General features: G+C 29.1%; 14 protein-coding genes. 10 read left to right on the forward strand and 4 right to left on the reverse strand.

Features of this window, described 5'->3' with window-relative positions:
* Nucleotides 1-647 (forward strand): IS630 family transposase (locus tag IQC44_RS07135; RefSeq protein WP_198305661.1); only part of this gene is annotated, 647 nt, incomplete at its 5' end.
* Between the two features lie 179 nt (nt 648-826).
* On the opposite strand, the gene lepA is transcribed toward IQC44_RS07135, so the two are convergent.
* Nucleotides 827-2,614, reverse strand: a complete 1,788-nt coding sequence (lepA, locus tag IQC44_RS07140) for a translation elongation factor 4 (protein WP_198305662.1) — start codon at nt 2,612-2,614, stop codon at nt 827-829.
* Nucleotides 2,615-2,754: 140 nt separating this feature from the next.
* Between lepA and IQC44_RS07145 the strand changes: the two genes are divergently transcribed.
* The 9 genes from IQC44_RS07145 (at nt 2,755) to IQC44_RS07185 (ending at nt 13,034) form a co-directional block, all read left to right on the forward strand.
* The gene (locus tag IQC44_RS07145; protein WP_198305663.1) at nt 2,755-5,277 is read left to right on the forward strand and encodes a heavy metal translocating P-type ATPase; all 2,523 of its coding nucleotides are present in this window, start codon (nt 2,755-2,757) and stop codon (nt 5,275-5,277) included.
* 74 nt (nt 5,278-5,351) lie between these two features.
* The gene (locus IQC44_RS07150; RefSeq protein WP_198305664.1) at nt 5,352-7,934 is read left to right on the forward strand and encodes an ATP-dependent Clp protease ATP-binding subunit; all 2,583 of its coding nucleotides are present in this window, start codon (nt 5,352-5,354) and stop codon (nt 7,932-7,934) included.
* A gap of 73 nt (nt 7,935-8,007) precedes the next feature.
* A complete protein-coding gene (gene rpmH, locus IQC44_RS07155; RefSeq protein ID WP_024775877.1) occupies nt 8,008-8,142 on the forward strand; it encodes a 50S ribosomal protein L34 in 135 nt (44 codons plus the stop codon).
* Nucleotides 8,130-8,465, forward strand: a complete 336-nt coding sequence (rnpA, locus tag IQC44_RS11770) for a ribonuclease P protein component (RefSeq protein WP_198305747.1) — start codon at nt 8,130-8,132, stop codon at nt 8,463-8,465. The genes rpmH and rnpA overlap by 13 nt, the downstream gene beginning before the upstream one ends.
* Nucleotides 8,462-8,788 (forward strand): membrane protein insertion efficiency factor YidD, encoded by a 327-nt coding sequence (gene yidD / locus IQC44_RS07165; protein WP_198305665.1) that lies wholly within the window; start codon nt 8,462-8,464, stop codon nt 8,786-8,788. Before rnpA ends, yidD begins: the two co-directional genes overlap by 4 nt.
* Nucleotides 8,785-10,365 (forward strand): membrane protein insertase YidC, encoded by a 1,581-nt coding sequence (yidC, locus tag IQC44_RS07170; RefSeq protein WP_198305666.1) that lies wholly within the window; start codon nt 8,785-8,787, stop codon nt 10,363-10,365. The genes yidD and yidC overlap by 4 nt, the downstream gene beginning before the upstream one ends.
* A gap of 18 nt (nt 10,366-10,383) precedes the next feature.
* On the forward strand, nt 10,384-11,253 hold the full coding sequence (locus IQC44_RS07175; RefSeq protein ID WP_198305667.1) for a Jag N-terminal domain-containing protein: 870 nt from the start codon (nt 10,384-10,386) through the stop codon (nt 11,251-11,253).
* Complete coding sequence (mnmE, locus tag IQC44_RS07180; RefSeq protein WP_420837847.1) at nt 11,228-12,598, forward strand: tRNA uridine-5-carboxymethylaminomethyl(34) synthesis GTPase MnmE; 1,371 nt, start codon at nt 11,228-11,230, stop codon at nt 12,596-12,598. Before IQC44_RS07175 ends, mnmE begins: the two co-directional genes overlap by 26 nt.
* 25 nt (nt 12,599-12,623) lie before the next feature.
* Nucleotides 12,624-13,034 carry a hypothetical protein gene (locus tag IQC44_RS07185; RefSeq protein ID WP_198305668.1) on the forward strand — a complete coding sequence of 137 codons (411 nt, stop codon included), beginning with the start codon at nt 12,624-12,626 and terminating at the stop codon, nt 13,032-13,034.
* 1 nt (nt 13,035) lies between these two features.
* Here the strand turns inward: IQC44_RS07185 and IQC44_RS07190 are convergent, their stop codons facing one another.
* From IQC44_RS07190 to IQC44_RS07200, 3 genes are all read right to left on the reverse strand, one after another.
* Nucleotides 13,036-13,521, reverse strand: a complete 486-nt coding sequence (locus IQC44_RS07190; RefSeq protein ID WP_198305669.1) for a SixA phosphatase family protein — start codon at nt 13,519-13,521, stop codon at nt 13,036-13,038.
* A gap of 128 nt (nt 13,522-13,649) precedes the next feature.
* Nucleotides 13,650-14,711, reverse strand: coding sequence for an OmpA family protein (locus IQC44_RS07195; RefSeq protein ID WP_198305670.1), 1,062 nt, complete (start codon nt 14,709-14,711; stop codon nt 13,650-13,652).
* A gap of 144 nt (nt 14,712-14,855) precedes the next feature.
* On the reverse strand, nt 14,856-15,881 hold the full coding sequence (locus IQC44_RS07200; RefSeq protein ID WP_198305671.1) for an OmpA family protein: 1,026 nt from the start codon (nt 15,879-15,881) through the stop codon (nt 14,856-14,858).
* Nucleotides 15,882-15,950 lie beyond the last annotated feature (69 nt).

Consider the following 15,950-nt stretch of genomic DNA (forward strand, 5'->3'; position numbering starts at 1 on the left):
TTACTTCAAAGAAACCAATTAAAAGAGCATATGAAAGAAAAGATAGTGTTACAAAAACTTGGCTAGAGAATGAGTATCCCAAAATTAAAAAAGAAGCTAAAACTGAAAATGCTGATATTTGGTGGGCAGATGAGACAGCTTGTCAATCTTTACCAAATAATCTTACAGGATATGCACCAATAGGAACTCATAATAAACCAATTCTTGAACATACTGCTAAAAAGTTTAAAGTAAATATGATTAGTGCTATTACAAATACTGGTAAATCAATGTTTAGCTTGTATGATGAATCTATCAATATTGATAGATTTATAGACTTTTGTAAGAAAATAATAGAGTCGAATAATGGTAAAAAAGTATATCTTATAGTTGATAACCTAAGAGTACATCATGCAAAACTTGTAAAAGCTTGGGAAGAAGAGAATGCAAAATATATTAGACTCTTTTATCTTCCAGCATACTCACCAGATTATAACCCAGATGAATATTTGAATCAAGATTATAAACAAACTACAAACAGAAATAATGTTCCAAAAGATAAAGAACACTTGCGAAGAAATACAGAAAAGTATATGTTATCTTTACAAAATAATCCACAAAAAGTAGCTAATTTTTTTAAACATCCAAAGGTTAAATATGCAAGTTAAAATTCAGATTATTTATTAGGGGAGTAATAATATCGTAAAAAATGAGATAGAAAATAGAGTAATTGATGAAAAATATATTGATAAAGTAGAGATACTAAAAAAACTATTAGATATTTTAAACAAATAAAAACAAATCCCACTTTGCTTTATGGGATTTGTATCAAAATTTAAGAATAAAGTTAGATTTTCAATACAGCCATAAAAGCCTCTTGTGGAACATTTACTTTTCCAATAGCTTTCATTCTTTTTTTACCAGCTTTTTGTTTTTCAAGAAGTTTTCTTTTTCTTGTAATATCTCCACCATAACATTTTGCAGTTACATTTTTTCCCATAGATTTTACAGTTTCTCTTGCAATTATTGTGCTTCCAATACTAGCTTGTACTGCAACTTCAAAAAGTTGTCGTGGAATTAGTTCTTTTAGGGCTTTTACAAACTCTCTACCTCTTGAAACAGCCCTATCTTCAGGCACTATGATTGATAAAGCATCAACTATATCTCCTGCAACTCTAACATCAAGTTTTTTTAAATTCCCTGGTCTAAATCCCACAGGTTCATAATCAAAAGAGGCATAACCTTTTGTTGTAGATTTTAACTTATCATAAAAATCCATTACAATTTCATTCATAGGAATATCATATTCAAGAAGAACTCTTGCCCCTAAATAATCCATTTTTAACTGAATTCCTCTTTTGTCGTTTAGAAGTTTTATAACATTTCCTAAAAACTCATCAGGCACTAAAATTGTAGCTTTTACATAAGGCTCAAAAATCGTATCTATATAGTTTGGTTCTGGAAGCTCACTTGGATTTTGGATTATAATTTGTTCGCCATCTCTTTTTAAAACTTCATAAACAACAGTTGGTGCAGTTGCAATTAAATCTAAATCAAACTCTCTTTCTAGTCTTTCTTTTATAACTTCCATATGAAGCATTCCTAAAAAACCAGTTCTAAATCCACTTCCAAGAGCTAAAGAGCTTTCAGGCTCAAAAGAGATAGATGAGTCATTTAATTTTAATTTATTTAAAGCTTCTCTTAAATCTTCAAATTTATCTGTTTCTATTGGATAAAGTCCTGCAAAAACAAATGGTTTTGCAGGTTCAAAACCATCTATTACTTCACTTGTTGGATTTTTTGCATCTGTCATTGTATCTCCAACGGCTATTCCATCAAGAGTTTTTAATCCAAGAACTACTATTCCTATCTCTCCTGTTTTTATTTCAAGAGTATCTTGCCTTTTTATTGGGTGTGGGTACATTAAGCTTAAAACTTGATGTTCCACTTTTGTATTCATCATTCTTAAAGTTTGACCTTTTTTTATACTTCCGTCATAAACTCGCACAAGTGCCAAAGCACCTAAGTAGTTATCAAACCACGAGTCATAAATAAGTGCTTTTGTTGGAGCAGTTTCATCTCCAATGGGTGCTGGAACTCTTTTTATAATTGATTCTATTAAATCTTTTACACCCAAACCTGTTTTTGCAGAGATTAAATTGTGTTCTGTACAATCAAGCCCTATAGCCTCTTCAACTTCTCCTAAAACTCGCATAGGATCTGCACTTGGTAAATCTATTTTATTTACAACTGGAAGAAGTTCTAAGTCATTATCCATTGCAATATAAACATTTGCAATAGTTTGTGCTTCAACCCCTTGAGTTGAATCAACTATAAGCAAAGCTCCTTCAGATGATGCTAAAGAACGGCTAACTTCATAAGAAAAATCTACGTGACCTGGAGTATCAATAAGATTTAAAACATATTTTTCCCCATCTAAAGTGTAGTTTAATCTTACACTTTGAGCCTTTATTGTAATTCCTCGCTCTTTTTCTATATCCATATTATCCATAACTTGTGAAGTCATTTCTCTATCACTTATTGCTCCACACTCTTGAATAATTCTATCTGCTAAAGTTGATTTTCCGTGATCAATATGTGCAATAATACTAAAGTTTCTAATATTTTTTTGCAAGTTGTTTTCCTAATTTTTGTTTGTTGTTTTTCTAAAATAGTGCGATTATATCTAAAAAAGTGTAATTTTTGATTAAAGGTTTATTTGTAATTAATTTAGCTAGGTTATGATTTCAAATATTTTATATTTAGGAATATTTTATGAAAGCCCAAAAATTTGATATAAAAGGTATGACTTGTAGTGCTTGTTCAAATGCTGTTGATAGGACTATAAAAAAGCTTGAAGGTGTAAGTGAAGTCAATGTAAATTTATTAAACAATAGTATGAGTATAAAGTACGATGAGAACTTATTAAATGATGAAAATATTATAGAAGCTGTACAAAATGCTGGTTATGTTGCCTCTTTGCAAGAAGAGAAAAAATCTAAAGTAGAGAAAAAAGAAAATATCGCACTTTTAGAGATAAATGAGTTAAAACAAAGGTTATTTGTATCTTTAATCTTTGCTTTGCCACTTTTTTATATCTCTATGGGACATATGCTAAATTGGGCTATGCCACACTTTTTCTTAGGGGCAAAAAATGGTATGACTTTTGCTTTTACTCAATTTTTACTAGCTCTTCCAATAGTTTTTATAAATAGAAAGTTTTATACTATTGGTTTTAAAACACTATTTAAAGGCTCTCCAAATATGGACTCTTTAATAGCTATTGGTACAGGTGCTGCCATGCTTTATGGAGTTTACTCAATTTATAAAATCTCTTACGGTTTTTCAATAGAAGATTTAGAGCTAGTAAATAGTTTTGCTATGGATTTGTATTTTGAGAGTGCTACTATTGTTTTAACTTTAATCACATTTGGAAAATATCTTGAAGCAAAAGCAAAAGGAAAAACAAGTGAAGCTATAAATAAGCTTTTAGATTTAAGCCCAAAAAAAGCAACATTAATCAAAGATGGAAAAGAGCTTGAAGTAGCTATTGAAGATTTAAAAGTAGGGGATATTATAAATGTTCGCCCAGGGGAGAGTATTGCAACTGATGGAGTTATAGTAAAAGGTTCTACAAATATAGATGAATCAATGCTCACAGGTGAGAGTTTGCCAGTTAGTAAAACTATAAATGATAGTGTAATTGGTGCAAGTATAAATAAAAATGGCTCAATAGAGTTTAAAGTTACAAAAGTTGGAAGCGATACTGTTATTTCTCAAATTATTAAGCTAGTTGAAGAGGCAAGTTCATCTAAAGCTCCTATATCAAAACTTGCAGATAAGATTAGCTCTATTTTTGTGCCAACAGTTATAGTTATAGCTATTATTAGTGCTATTGTTTGGCTATCTTTGGGAGCAACCTTTGAGTTTGCCTTAAGTATTGCAATTGCTGTTTTAGTAATATCTTGTCCGTGTGCTTTAGGACTTGCAACTCCAACTGCTATTATGGTAGCAACAGGAAGAGGAGCAGCAAATGGAATTTTGATAAAAAATGCACAAGTTTTAGAAAATAGCCATAAAATAGATACAGTTGTACTTGATAAAACGGGAACTATAACAAAAGGAGAACCAGAGCTAACAAATATTGTGCCAGAGAGTGAAATCTCAAAAGATGATTTACTTCAAATTGCCTTTTCTTTGGAGAAAAACTCTGAACACCCACTTGCAAATGCGATTATAAAAAAAGCAGAAGAGCTAGGATTAAAAAGATTAGAAATTGAAGATTTCAAAGCTTTAAATGGACTAGGAATTGAAGCAAAAATAGATAATAAAATCTACTATATAGGAAATAAAAAGCTACTAGATAGTAAAAATATAGATTTAAAAGAGTTTGAAAAAGAGTCTATAAATTTTGCAAATAGTGGAAAAACTCCAATTTTTGTAGCTTCAAGTGAGAAAATTTTGGGACTTATTGCAATTAGTGATAGTATAAAACCTACAAGCCAAAGAGCTATAAGAGAGCTTGAAAAAAAAGGCTTAGAAGTAATTATGCTAACAGGAGATAATACAAAAACAGCAAATGCTATTGCAAAAGAGCTAAATATTAAAAAAGTTTTTGCAGAAGTTTTACCACAAGATAAAGATAGAGTGATACTTGAACTTCAACAAAGTGGCAAAAAAGTTGCTTTTGTAGGAGATGGAATAAATGATGCAGCAGCATTGGTAAGGGCTGATGTTGGAATTGCAATTGGAGCTGGAACTGATATTGCAATAGAAAGTGCAAATATAGTTTTAGTAAAGAGTGATTTACTAGATGTTTTAACAGCAATTGAGCTAAGTAGTGCAACTATAAAAAATATAAAACAGAACCTATTTTGGGCATTTTTCTATAATATTTTAGGAATACCACTTGCTGCTGGTATTTTTTATAGCTTTTTAGGATGGAAACTAAGCCCTATGTTTGCTGGAGCTGCTATGAGTTTAAGTAGTGTAACAGTAGTTTTAAATGCCTTAAGATTGAGATTTTTTAAACCCTCTATAGTTAAAGTAAATAAAGATTTAAATATAATTGAAGGCAAAATTATAAAGGATAAGAATATGACAAAAAATTTAAAAGTAGATGGAATGAGTTGCGGACATTGTAGTGGAAGAGTTGAAAAAGCTTTAAAAACTATTGAAGGTATAACAAATGTAGAGATTGATTTAGCTACAAAAGATGTAAAAATCGAGATGTCAAAAGAGATTGATGAGCAAGTTTTAGTTGATGCTATAACTAATGCTGGATATGATGTAATATAAAAATATTTTTAGACTTGACAAAGGATGACTAAAGTTATATAATTTCATTAGCAGTTAAATATAAGGAGTGCTAAATGAATGATAATAATATTTTTGAACAGATGACAAACCAGCTAAGAGAGACTATTGATTCAAGTCTGAACTTAGCCTTACATAATAAAAACCAAGAAGTTGAAGTAGTTCACCTTCTTTGGGCAATGCTTACAAATACAAATTCAGTTTTAAACCAACTACTAAATAAAATGAGTGTAAACAAAGCAGCCATTGAGCTTGAAGCAAAATCAAAAGCACAAAGTCTGCCAACTGTTAGCAGTGTTACAAAAGAGAATATAAAAGTATCAAGAAATCTTTATGAGAGTTTTCAAAAAGCAGCTGGTCAGATGGCTAGTTTAGGAGATAAATTTATTGCAATTGACTCTTGGCTTATTGCAAATTTTGATAATCCTACAATTAAAGAGATTTTAGGAAAATATATAGATTTAAATGAAGCAAAAAAAGAGCTTGAAGCTTTAAGAGCTGGAAAAACTATAGATAATCAAAGTGCAGATGATAATCTTGAAGCTTTAAATAAATATGGAATTGATTTAAATAAATCTGCAATTGATGGAAAGCTAGATCCCGTTATTGGAAGAGATGAGCAGATAAATAGAATGATGCAAATTCTAATAAGAAAAACAAAAAATAATCCAATACTTCTAGGAGAACCAGGGACTGGAAAAACTGCAATTGCTGAAGGACTAGCTCAAAGAATTGTAAATAAAGATGTGCCTCTAAGTCTTCAAAACAAAAGAGTAATTGCACTTGATATGAGTGCATTAATTGCTGGTGCAAAGTATAGAGGAGAGTTTGAAGATAGATTAAAATCTGTAATTGATGAGGTAAAACAAGCTGGAAATATAATTTTATTTATAGATGAGATTCATACAATAATAGGTGCAGGTGCAAGTGAAGGTTCTATGGATGCTGCGAATATATTAAAACCAAGTCTGGCACGTGGTGAACTTCATACAATTGGAGCAACAACTTTAAAAGAGTATAGAAAATACTTTGAAAAAGATACTGCAATGCAAAGAAGATTTCAGCCTGTAAATGTAAATGAACCATCAGTAAATGAAGCTTTACAAATTTTACGAGGAATAAAAGAGAAACTAGAGACTCACCACAATGTAACAATAAATGATAGTGCATTAATTGCTGCTGCAAAACTATCAAATAGATATATAAGTGATAGATTTTTACCAGATAAAGCAATAGATTTAATAGATGAAGCAGCTGCTGAACTAAAAATGCAAATAGAGAGCGAACCAACAGCACTTTCAACAATAAAAAGAGAGATACAGACTTTGCAAGTGGAAAAAGAGGCTTTAAAAATGGAGAAAAACCAAAAAAATGAAGCAAGAATTGGTGAAATTGAAAAAGAGTTAGCAAATAAAAATGAAGAGAAACAAAATCTTGAAGCACAGTTTGAGAATGAAAAAGAGACATTTAATAAAGAGAGCATCTTAAAAGCAAAAATTGATGAGCTAAAAACAAAAGCAAATATAGCAAAACGAGAATCAAAATTTGAAGAAGCTGCAAAAATAGAGTATGGAGAAATTCCAGAAATTGAAAAACAAATAAGTGAAAATGCAGCAAAATGGGCACTTATGCAAAAAGAGGGAACACTTTTAAGAAATAGTGTTGATGAAGATAGTATTGCTTCAATTGTAAGCAGATGGACAGGAATTCCAGTAAACAAAATGCTTGATAGTGAAAAACAAAAAGTTTTAAAAGTTGAAGAGGTTTTAAAACAAGATGTTATAGGACAGGATGAAGCAATAAAAGCTATAAGTAGAGCCATCAAAAGAAATAAAGCAGGACTTAGTGAAACAAACCGACCAATAGGAAGTTTTCTATTTTTAGGACCAACTGGAGTTGGAAAGACTGAGAGTGCTAAAACTTTAGCAAAGTTTTTGTTTGATGATGAAAAAAGCTTGATTAGATTTGATATGAGTGAATATATGGAAAAACATTCAGTTTCAAGACTTGTAGGTGCAGCTCCTGGGTATGTAGGATATGAAGAGGGTGGACAATTAACAGAAGCAGTGCGAAGAAAACCATATAGTGTAATACTATTTGATGAAGTTGAAAAAGCACACACAGATGTATTTAATATTCTTTTGCAAGTGCTTGATGATGGAAGATTAACAGATAACAAAGGTGTAACAGTTGATTTCAAAAACACTATTATAATACTTACTTCAAATATTGGAAGTAGTAAAATAATTGAAATAAGTGACAAAGAACAAAGAAGAAAAGCAGTTCTTGATGACTTAAAAGGACATTTTAGACCTGAATTTTTAAATAGACTTGATGATATTATCATCTTTGAACAGTTAAATCTTGAAGCTATTACAAATATTGTAGATATTTTATTTAACAATATTAAGAAAAAACTAATAGATAAAGGAATTGAAATATCTTTAACAAAAGAGGCAAAAGAGTATATAGCAAAAGTTGGGTTTGACCCAGTTTATGGAGCAAGACCACTAAAAAGAGCTATATATGAAGAGATTGAAGATAGATTAGCAATTTTAATTCTTGAAGATAAAATAAAAGAAAATAGCAAAGTAGAGTTTTATTTAGATGATAATGAGATAAATGTAAGAATTTCTTAAAAATATAAAGAGAGTTTAAGTAAGATTTTTATACAATCCACAACTTATTTAGAAATTTTGAGGAAAAATTAAGATGAAAAGAACGTATCAACCACACAACACTCCTAAAAAAAGAACTCACGGGTTCAGAGTAAGAATGGCTACTAAAAACGGTAGAAGAGTAATCAATGCAAGAAGAGCTAAAGGTAGAAAAAGATTAGCTGTTTAAGTAAAGACTATAGACTTAATAGTCAAAAAGATTTTAGTAGGATATATAAAAGCGGCAAAAATTGGCATACTGCTAGTTTTGTCGCTTTTTTTATTCCAAATTCTACACTTAAAATTGCATTTGTTGCATCTAAGAAATTAGGTAATGCAGTAGATAGAAATAGAGCAAAAAGAAGATTAAGAGCAGGGCTTTTAGGATTTGAAGATAAATTTATTTCTGGACATTATGTTTTTGTAGCAAAGCAAACTCTTGAAAATAGAAATTTTTTAGAATTACAAAAAGATTTCAATTTCGCACTAAAAAGACTAGAGCTTCTTAAATGAAGCAAATAATAAAAAAAATAATCAGATTTTATCAAAAATATTTATCAGTTATCTCTTATGGTTCTTGTAGATATTATCCAACTTGTTCGCAATATGCTTTATGGCAATTTGATAATAATGGAGTTTTTAAGGCTTTTTATTTTACAATATTACGCATTTTAAAGTGTAATCAACTTTTTGCTGGTGGATTTGATTATCCTCTTATTAAAAAGCTTGAAAAAAGAAATATCAATTATAAAAAAATTAAAATAATATATTGGTATATCCCAGTAGAAAATGGGAAGTATTTAGTAGTAAAAAACAGGGAGTGGAAAGATAAATGAGCAACTACAATCAAAATAATGGTTTACAAAAACGAATGATATTAATGACCGTATTGGTTTTTGTATTTTTTATAGCTTATGAATTTTTGGTATTAAAGCCAAAACAACAGGAGAAAATGGCACTTGCAAAAATAGAGCAAGAGGCAAAACAAAATGCTGCACCAGAAGTTAATACAACTGTTACAACAAGTAATGAAACGTCTTTAAATGCACCAGTTGTTAGTAATAGTGCAATTATTGCAAAAATCAAAACTCAAAGTAATATTATTGAGATAGATAACTTAGGAAGAGTTTCTCAAGTTACTCTGCTTGAAGAGAAATATAAAAATGATAAAGGTGAGCAGATTAAGCTTTTTGACCCAAATCAGCTAAGACCTTTAGAGACAAGATTTGCTGATACTTCAGTAAATGAAGAGGCATTTAAAGTAAATGTAGTTGCAAGTAGTAGTGAAGTTGATGCTAGTGGTTCTGCTCAAGAGTTAGTTTTAACACAAACTTTAACAAATACAGTTTTAACTAAAAAATTCACTTTTTATCCAGATGGACATTATGATTTAAGTGTAAGTTCTACAAATAACAAACAATTTTTTATAACAAATGGATTTAGACCAAATGTTCTTGCTGATATGTATGCAGTTCACGGATTTATTGCGAAATTAAATGATGGAACATTAGAAACAATTGAAGATAGCGATTTAAAAAATAACAAAGATTTTGTAGGTTTAAAATTTATTTCAAATTTTGATAGATATTATACAACTACTATCTATAATTTTGAGAAATCTTTGGCAGTTACTTTAATGCCAGATAATTCAAACAATCCTCAAGCATTTATTCATGGAAATTCAGATATTAATTTTAGTGGATTTATGGGACCAAAAAATCATAATGATTTAAAAGCTTTAAATCCTGAATTAATTGATGTTATTGATTATGGTTGGTTTACATTTATTGCTAAACCTATGTTCTCTTTATTACAATTTATCCAAGGCTATGTTGGAAACTGGGGTTGGACTATTGTTATTCTTACAATTTTAATTAAACTTGTACTTTATCCATTGTCATACAAAGGTATGATGAGTATGCAAAAGCTTAAAGAACTTGCACCAAAAATGAAAGAGATTCAAGCAAAATATAAAGATGACAAGCAAAAACAATCTATGCATATGATGGAACTTTATAAAAAACATGGTGCTAATCCAATGGGTGGATGTTTACCACTTCTTTTACAAATTCCAGTTTTCTTTGCTATATATAGAGTTTTAATTAATGCAATTGAGTTAAAAGGTGCAGAGTGGATTTTATGGATTCAAGATTTAGCTGAGATGGATCCATGGTTTGTATTACCTATTTTAATGGGTGCAACAATGTTTATTCAACAAAAAATTACACCAAATGCAATGCAAGATGAATTACAAAAGAAAATTTTCCAATTATTACCAATTATTTTCACATTCTTCTTCTTGTGGTTCCCTGCAGGTCTTACTTTATACTGGTTTGTAAATAATGTATTTACTATTGCTCAACAATATGTTATAAATAAAATGTTTGAGAAAAAAAGAGTTGCAAAAAACTAATCAAAATAGGAAGAGTTTATGAAAAAGTTTGAAGCAGATAGTTTAGAATTAGTTTATGATTTGGCAAAAAAAGAGTTTGAATGCTCGATTACAGAACTTGTAATCGAGGTAATTCAACAACCAACAAATGGATTTTTAGGTTTTGGGAAAAAGAAAGCCATTATTTGTGCATACAAACAGGAAAAATCTAATTCAAGTCAAAAAGATAGTGAAACTAGAACTTATAAAAATAAAGATGTAAAAATAGAAGATGTAACATCAAAAATAGAAAATTCTAAAATTGATGATAAAGTTTCTATTGAAGAAGAGCCTAAAGAAACATTAGTAAATGTTCCAAAAGTTGAATCAAAAGAGCAAATTTTTGATAATTTTTATGGCGAAGAAAAAAATGAAGTATCAAAAATTTTTATCAAAAAAGATAAAGATATAGTTTTAAAAGAGGTAAAAGAGGGATTAAATCTTCTTTTTGACAAATCTTGTTTTAATCTTGAAGATATAAAAGTTAGCTTTTATGATGACGAGACACTTTTTATAGAGTTTTTAGGAGAAGACTCAGCTCTTTTAATAGGGAAAGAGGGATATAGATATAAAGCACTATCATATATCTTATTTAATTGGATAAATGATAAATATGGCTTAATGTTAAGACTTGAAGTTGCAGAGTTTTTGAAAAATCAGGAGTTAGCAGTTTCTTCTTATTTAGAGCCTGTAATAGAACTTATTAAAGAAAAAGGCACTTTTAAAACAAAGCCTTTAGATGGTATTTTAGTTCATATTGCACTAAAAAGATTAAGAGAAGAGTTCCCTTTGAAATATGTTGCTGTTAAAACAAATATAAAAGGTGAAAAATATGTACTTGTAAATGAGTACAAAACAAGAGAAAATTAACTTGAATTTTGATGATACTATTGTTGCAATTGCAACAGCAAATGGAATAGGTTCAGTTTCAATAGTAAGAGTTTCAGGAGCAAAAGCTCTTGAAATTGCTCAAAAAATATCAAAAAAATCTACAATAAACCCAAGATATGTAACACTTTCATATTTACATAATATAAATGATGAATTAATTGATGAGGCTTTAGTAATCTATTATAAATCACCATTTTCATTTACAGGTGAAGATGTTGTTGAATTTCAAGTTCATGGTGGAGTTGCGATTTCAAATATGATAGTTGATGTTGCTTTATCTTATGGTGCAAGGATGGCAACAGCTGGAGAGTTTTCAAAAAGAGCTTTTTTAAATAATAAAATGGATTTAAGTAAAGCAGAAGCAATTTCAAAAATAATTGAAGCAAGAAGTGAAGATAGTGTGAAATTACTAGCACGTCAGTTAAAAGGTGAGTTAAAAGATTTTGTAGAAGATATTAGAGAAGATTTACTTTTTATGTTGGCTTATACAGAAGTTTCTATTGATTATGCAGAAGAAGATTTACCAACAGATATATTTGAAAAAATTGAAGAAAAAATAAATAAAATAGAAGAAAAACTGGAAAATACTCTAAGTGCAAGTAAAAGAAGAGAAGGTATGATAGAAGGCTTTAAAGTTGCTATTGTTGGAAAGCCAAATGTTGGAAAATCAAGTCTTCTAAATAAGCTTTTAAACTATGATAGAGCAATTATCTCTGATATTGCAGGAACTACTAGAGATACTATTGAAGAGAGTATTAAAATAGGAACTCATATAATCAAAATAGTTGATACAGCAGGAATTAGAGAAGATACAAGTGATGTTATTGAACAAATTGGAATTGAGAAATCTATAAAAGCTATTTCTGAAGCTGATATTATAGTAGCTTTATTTGATAATAGTAAGAAACTTGATAGTGAAGATAGAAAAATACTAGAGCTTTTAAATAGTGCTGAAAATAAAAAAATAATCAAAGTTTTAAATAAATGTGATTTAGAAAATAGCTTTGAAAAAGATATTTTAGAAGATTTTATTGAATTATCAACAAAAGATAATATAAATCTGCTTATAAGAAAAATAGAAAATATTTTAGATGAAAATACAAGTAGTGATGAGCTAACTTTGGTTTCAAAAAGACAAGTTTTAAGTGTAAAAGAGTGTTTAGAAAACATAAAAATGGCAAAAAATCCACTATATAGTGGTGAATTAGAGTTCTTTGCACACCATATAAGAGAAGCTTTATATGAAATTTCACAAATTACACGACCTTATGAAAATGATGAAATGCTTGATGTTATGTTTGGCGAATTTTGTCTAGGAAAATAAAATAGGTAAATAAGAGGAAATAGAGATGAAAAAAATTTTAGTTTTAGTTCTACTTTTAGTATCTACAAATCTTTTTGCAGATAAATGGGATGAATTTTTAAAAGATAGTGGTTTTCCAAAAAAAGTAGTTGATGATGGAAGCTTAGTTACTGGAAAAATACTAGATGCAACAGTAAGCTATCAAATAAAAAACGTTGATGGAATAAAAGGAAACTTTGAAAACAGTGATAGTGCAAAAGTAATTATTAAAAATAAAAAAGGTGAAATACTAAGCACGGATAAGTTTCTGAATGTAGCAGAACTTAGAACTTGGGGAAGAGAAAACTTTTTTGAGATTTTTTCTTTTGTAATTGGAGATAGAAAACTTGATGCAAAAACTATAAATGAACTTACAGCTTTGGCTCAAGTTGCCTTAACTAACAAAAATATAAGATAGGCTATATATCACTAGATTTTATATAGCTTACCATTTTTGCATTTGACTTATCAATATCAATCCAGCTATTACAATCAAAATCTATTTGCATAACAGCCCCTTCTTCAAATTTCTCTTTAAATCCAACAAGAGTAACAGCAAGAGCAGTTAATGAAGGGTTATGTCCAACTATAAGCATAGTATCAACAGTATCATAAGTATATGTAATAGTCTCTATTAACTCATTTACAAAAGCCATATATAAAACTTCATTTAACATAATAGTTTTATTGTAGTTTAGCTCTTTTGCAAAAATTTCAGCAGTATGTTTTGTTCTTACAGCTGGACTTGCAACAATTAAATCTATTTGATGTTTATTATTTGATAAATGCTTTGCCATTTTATTTGCTTTTTCTATGCCATCTTGTGTTAATTCAATGTCATAATCATATTCGTTCAAAGCTTCTCTATCTTTTGTTGTGTGCCTTACTATGAAAACTCTTTTCATTTTTTCCCTACTTTTAAAGAATTTAGAATTGTTCTTGATTATTATATATAATTTTTGTGAATTTTATTATTAATTATTTATTGAGAGTGTATAAAATAACTGTATATATACAGTTATTTTATAAAAAGTTATTGATTTATATAACCAACAACTCTTCTATTTTGTGCTCTTCCTTCTTCTGTATCATTTGAAGCAATAGGTTGCGATTCTCCAAATCCTACAGATTCTAAAGAGTATTTATCAACACCTTTAGCAACTAAAGCTTTTACAACAGAAGCAGCTCTTTTTTCAGATAATTTTTGGTTATAAGAATCGCTACCTTTTGAATCTGTATGAGCTTCAATTCTAGCTTCAAAAGCTCTATTTTGATTCATAATATTAGCAAAATTTGTAATAATTGAATCATATTGTGATTTTACATCAGATTTATTATAATCAAAATTGATTTTTAAATCTATAGTTTCAACACAACCATCACTATTAACTTTAACACCTGGGCTTGTATTTGGGCATTTGTCTAAATTATTTGGAACTCCATCTCTATCATCATCATTTGACCAATCTTTTTCTTGAATAGGTTCTTGAACTTCAATTACTTCTTTAGCAGGAGTATTCTCTATTACAGGAACTTTTGCTTCAATTGGCTCATAAGATTTTTTACCTAAAGGCATACCTAGACCTAAAGTATACATAAAGTCATTTTGACCTTCTCTAGTTGCATAAATATGTCTTACATCACCTTTAATTGCCATTCCATAATTAGGAATATCATATCTTAAACCAACTCCATAATTAAGTAATGCAGAGTCTTTATGTTTTAAAATAGGATTTGTAACATCTTGATAACCAGCACCAACAAATCCATATGCAGCAAAGTTTTCAGTAATATCAAATCTCTTAATAGCATTTAAAAGAAATTTATTAACATGAGTTGTTTTACTTGAGTCTAAATATTTAAGAATATCACTTCTTATGTACATTAACTCTATTTGATTTATAAAATCTGTATCAAAGTTTTTAGCTAATGATATACCAAGATTAGCATAGTGGTCATTTTTTACTCCAGCCTTACTATCAGTTAATATACCAGAGGCAAAAGGTGTAACTTCATAGCTATATGTTTTACTTGGATCATGTGCCGCAAATAGTGAAGCTACACATAAAACAGTTGAAAGTGCTATTTTTTTCATAAATTTTCCTTACATAAAATAATTTAGATAATTATAACTTAAAAATAATATAAATAATATTAAATATTAAATAAATTTGATAAAAAAAAAGGTTTGAGAATATTTCTCAAACCTTTTTAGAAGAAATTATAGATAAAACTATAATTATTTAACCATTACAGCCTGTACTCTTCTATTTTCAGCTCTACCTTCAGCTGTTTCATTAGAAGCAACTGGTTTAGATTTACCATAACCAACAGCTTTTAATCTATCTTTTTCAACACCTAAACCATTTAAAGCTTTAACAACAGAAGCTGCTCTTCTTTCAGATAGTTTTTGGTTGTAAGCAACACTTCCAACAGAGTCAGTGTGTCCTTCAATATCAGCTTTTAATCTTTTATCTACATTCATAACTTTTGCAAATTCGTGAATTCTTGTGCTATAAATATCTTTAATATCAGATTTATTTGTATCGAAATTAACATTTAAGTTAATTAAAGTAATACATCCAACAGAGTCTACTTTTGCACCTCTTGGAGTATCTGGACATTGGTCTAATCTATCAATAACACCATCACCATCTGTATCTTTATCAACAGGAGCTGGAACTACAGGAGCTGGAGTTTCTTGAACAGGAGCAACAACTGGAGCAGCTTTTGTTCTTTCACCAAATGGAACAGCAAGACCTAAAGTATATAATAAAGTGTTATCTCCATAGTTGAAGTTAATTAAATGTCTAACATCAAATTTAACTGCTAAACTATCAATTAATTGGTATTTAAGACCAAGACCATAGTTACCGAATCCACCATCTTTTTGGTGTTTACTAATTTCGCTATCAAAGAATTCAACTCCAAGACCTGCTAAAGCATAAGCTGTTAAATCATCAGTTAAAGCATAATTTTTAACAAAGTTTCCAAATACTCTTGTAATTGAAGTATCACCTGAATAACCATTTTTTGCATCAAGGTCTTTAATTGATCTTAAGAAACCTAATTCAAATTGATCAATAATTGAATCTTCTTGGTTGAAACCTAAAGCTAAACCAGCATTTACATAATTTTTTTCTAAATTATGGTTACCTTCACCTAAACCACCACCAATTAATGGAGTAATTTCGTATTTATAATCACTATTAGCAGCTAATACTAAAGAAGCACAAGCAAGTGTTGATAATAATATTTTTTTCATTTGTTTTCCTTTTTAGAAATATAATCGGCAAAATTATATCATATATTTATTAATCTTTTATTAATTAAA

This window comes from Arcobacter vandammei, from assembly GCF_016106035.1.
Taxonomy (GTDB): domain Bacteria; phylum Campylobacterota; class Campylobacteria; order Campylobacterales; family Arcobacteraceae; genus Aliarcobacter; species Aliarcobacter vandammei.

Excerpts from the sequence above, each read along its gene's own strand:
- IQC44_RS07145 (WP_198305663.1), top strand. The coding sequence starts at position 2,755 with ATGAAAGCCCAAAAATTTGATATAAAAGGTATGACTTGTAGTGCTTGT.
- IQC44_RS07150 (WP_198305664.1), top strand. The coding sequence starts at position 5,352 with ATGAATGATAATAATATTTTTGAACAGATGACAAACCAGCTAAGAGAG.
- rpmH (WP_024775877.1), top strand. The coding sequence starts at position 8,008 with ATGAAAAGAACGTATCAACCACACAACACTCCTAAAAAAAGAACTCAC.
- yidD (WP_198305665.1), top strand. The coding sequence starts at position 8,462 with ATGAAGCAAATAATAAAAAAAATAATCAGATTTTATCAAAAATATTTA.
- yidC (WP_198305666.1), top strand. The coding sequence starts at position 8,785 with ATGAGCAACTACAATCAAAATAATGGTTTACAAAAACGAATGATATTA.
- IQC44_RS07175 (WP_198305667.1), top strand. The coding sequence starts at position 10,384 with ATGAAAAAGTTTGAAGCAGATAGTTTAGAATTAGTTTATGATTTGGCA.
- mnmE (WP_420837847.1), top strand. The coding sequence starts at position 11,228 with ATGAGTACAAAACAAGAGAAAATTAACTTGAATTTTGATGATACTATT.
- IQC44_RS07185 (WP_198305668.1), top strand. The coding sequence starts at position 12,624 with ATGAAAAAAATTTTAGTTTTAGTTCTACTTTTAGTATCTACAAATCTT.
- IQC44_RS07190 (WP_198305669.1), bottom strand. The coding sequence starts at position 13,521 with ATGAAAAGAGTTTTCATAGTAAGGCACACAACAAAAGATAGAGAAGCT.
- IQC44_RS07195 (WP_198305670.1), bottom strand. The coding sequence starts at position 14,711 with ATGAAAAAAATAGCACTTTCAACTGTTTTATGTGTAGCTTCACTATTT.
- IQC44_RS07200 (WP_198305671.1), bottom strand. The coding sequence starts at position 15,881 with ATGAAAAAAATATTATTATCAACACTTGCTTGTGCTTCTTTAGTATTA.